This window comes from Streptomyces sp. W16, from assembly GCF_033194735.1.
Taxonomy (GTDB): Bacteria; Actinomycetota; Actinomycetes; order Streptomycetales; family Streptomycetaceae; genus Streptomyces.
Genome location: NZ_JAWOAI010000898.1, coordinates 1 through 2333, shown reverse-complemented (window position 1 = coordinate 2333; position 2333 = coordinate 1). Strand labels below are relative to the sequence as shown.

At 71.2% G+C, this 2333-nt stretch carries 5 protein-coding genes; 4 read left to right on the top strand and 1 reads right to left on the bottom strand.

The genetic code is table 11. The annotated features are described in order from the left end of the window. The 4 genes from R6V09_RS51125 to R6V09_RS51110 form a co-directional block, all read left to right on the top strand. Positions 1-492, top strand: a 492-nt coding sequence (locus R6V09_RS51125) for a sugar-binding domain-containing protein (RefSeq protein ID WP_317888249.1), incomplete at its 5' end; no start/stop codon positions are given. A gap of 50 nt (positions 493-542) precedes the next feature. After that, positions 543-926, top strand: a complete 384-nt coding sequence (locus tag R6V09_RS51120; protein ID WP_317888248.1) for a ribonuclease — start codon at positions 543-545, stop codon at positions 924-926. Next, on the top strand, positions 923-1240 hold the full coding sequence (locus R6V09_RS51115; RefSeq protein WP_317888247.1) for a barstar family protein: 318 nt from the start codon (positions 923-925) through the stop codon (positions 1238-1240). Before R6V09_RS51120 ends, R6V09_RS51115 begins: the two co-directional genes overlap by 4 nt. Before the next feature lie 352 nt (positions 1241-1592). Continuing rightward, positions 1593-2204, top strand: a complete 612-nt coding sequence (locus R6V09_RS51110; RefSeq protein ID WP_317888246.1) for a hypothetical protein — start codon at positions 1593-1595, stop codon at positions 2202-2204. Positions 2205-2216: 12 nt separating this feature from the next. Here the strand turns inward: R6V09_RS51110 and R6V09_RS54815 are convergent, their stop codons facing one another. After that, on the bottom strand, positions 2217-2330 hold the full coding sequence (locus R6V09_RS54815; RefSeq protein ID WP_442810297.1) for an LPXTG cell wall anchor domain-containing protein: 114 nt from the start codon (positions 2328-2330) through the stop codon (positions 2217-2219). Positions 2331-2333 lie beyond the last annotated feature (3 nt).

Genomic DNA, 2333 nt, shown 5'->3' with positions numbered 1-2333 from the left:
GGCGACGCCCACCCCATCTACGCGCCGATGCTGCTGCCGGACGCGGCCACCGCGGAGGCACTGCGCCACCAGACGGGGATCGCCCGGGCCTTCGAGTACTTCGACAAGGTCACGGTCGCCTGTGTCTCCATCGGCTCCTGGGAGCCGGGCATCTCGACGGTCTACGACATGCTCAGCGACGAGGAGCGGGCGCACTACTCGTCCCTCGGTGTCGCCGCCGAGACGTCCGCGCACCTCTTCGACGCCGAGGGCCGCCGGGTCGGCCGGGACCTGGGCGAGCGGTGCATCACCGTCAAGGCGGACCAGCTGCGCCGTATCCCCGAGGTCGTTGCGATCGCGGGCGGGCAGCGGAAGGCGGCGGCGATCGACGCGGTACTGCGGTCCGGGCTTGTCACCAGCCTGGTGACGGACACCGCTGCCGCGGACTATCTGATGACGGCCGGCACGCCGCCGAAGTCGGCGCTCGGCCGGACGGACCCCGACGGGATCTGACAGGCTCTGGCAGAAGGCCGTGAGGGGGCGGCCGTGGCAGCATCGGGCGCATGCTGCTGCGGTTCGTCTCCCGAGTGCCTCTCGTCTGCCGGGTTCTTCTCGTCTGTCTGGCGGTACTGCTGCCGGCCGGCTGCTCGTCCACGGCCACGAGCGGGGGCACGGGGACCGTCAAGGCGTCCCAACTCCCCGCCGAGGCACAGCAGACCCTCACCCTGATCGACCGGGGCGGCCCCTTCCCGTACGCCAAGGACGGGGTCGTTTTCGGGAACTACGAGAAGCTGCTGCCGGAGCAGAAGCGTGGCTATTACCACGAATACACCGTCAGGACGCCGGGCTCGCGCGATCGCGGGGCCCGGCGCATTGTCACCGGGCAGGGCGGCGAGATCTACTACACCGATGATCACTACAAGTCGTTCAGGACGGTACTGAGATGACGGAGCTCGCGGTCACCCTGGACCTCGACGGGGTCACGGACAAGGCCGGCCTGATGGACGGTGTCGCTCGCGCTCTCCAACTGCCCGACTGGTTCGGCCGCAACTGGGACGCGCTCGCCGACAGCCTCGGCGACCACACCGTGTGGCCCGAAGGGGCCGTGGAGCAGGGCCTGTTGGTCGTCGTACGGAACTGGCGGGCGTACGCGAAGGTGCGGCCGGGGGAGTGGGAGACCGCGGTCGACGTTTTCGGTGACGCGGTCGACCGGACGCCGAATCTGTCCGTAGTGCTCGCGCTGGGCGGAGACGGGCGCTAGGTCGTGTCCGCAAAGTCCCGCCTGCCCTGCGGGCGGACGACGGGACCTTGCGGACACGACCTGGGACCTGTCGTCTGGATCATGCCGGCGTCGCGGGGTGTGGCACGCACTCCCCCACTGCCTTAAAGGCGTGGGGGGACCCCCAGCGGCGTTGTCGTCGGTTGCCGACTCCCCCACGCTCGAACAACCTCGCGCGGGGGGACCCCCATCGCGTCGCCGCCCTCCTCCGCCTTGCAGCTGCACGCACCACACCCCGCTCGGGTCGGTCGACAAGGCACCGTGAGACAGGCCGGCCTGATCCAGACGACAGGCCCTAGGCCGATTGTCCGAGGCGGCTGGCAGAGTGGTCGGTATGGAGCAACAGGAGCAGCGCACGTCGGTGCGTCTCGTGGTCGTGGATCCGGATCTCGACGCGCAGTGCGACCGGGTGGAGGAACACCTGCTGGCACCGCTGGCCGAGTCCGCGGGGGGAGCCGGTGAGCACGCGCTTTTCACGGACGGGCTCGTGGTCTTCCGGCGGGTGCGGGAGACACTCGCCGAGGCGGTGGCGCGCGGCCCCAAGGTGTGGACGCCGAACGGCCGTTGGGAGCACGAGGGCCTGCGTATCGTCGAACTGCCCACCGACGACACGGACTTGCTGTACGCGCTGCTGCGCGAGCTGTCCGGGCTCCTGGTGGCGCCGCCGGACCTGCCGGACCCCTCGGGCGTCGTGGCCGCGGTCCGCGGCACCGTCCTGACGCCCGAGAAGACCGCCGTCGGCCTGGTCGGCGCGCTGGCGCGGGTGCTGTCCCTGGTGGACCTCACGCCCGACGCCGACACGGCCACCCTCTTCGCGGCGATCGAGCCGGCCGACGGCGAGGACGTGAGACTCACCTACGGGCAGGACGAGGCCTGGCAGCGCCTCGCGCACCGGCTCACGATGTTGCTGACGGAGTCGGCTCCGCTGCATCGCTTCCTGTACTGACCCGGCCTCCACTCACTGGGAACGCCGCCTGCGGCGGGCGACGAGGAGGGCGGCCGAGCCCAGCAGCACGGCCCCGGCCGTCGCGGTGGCGACGAGTGCCATGGGGCCCGTGCCCGTGTGGGCCAGCGT

Bases quoted from the DNA above. Each gene is read 5' to 3' on its own strand.
- R6V09_RS51120 (WP_317888248.1), top strand. From the start codon at position 543: ATGCTGCTGCGGTTCGTCTCCCGAGTGCCTCTCGTCTGCCGGGTTCTT.
- R6V09_RS51115 (WP_317888247.1), top strand. From the start codon at position 923: ATGACGGAGCTCGCGGTCACCCTGGACCTCGACGGGGTCACGGACAAG.
- R6V09_RS51110 (WP_317888246.1), top strand. From the start codon at position 1,593: ATGGAGCAACAGGAGCAGCGCACGTCGGTGCGTCTCGTGGTCGTGGAT.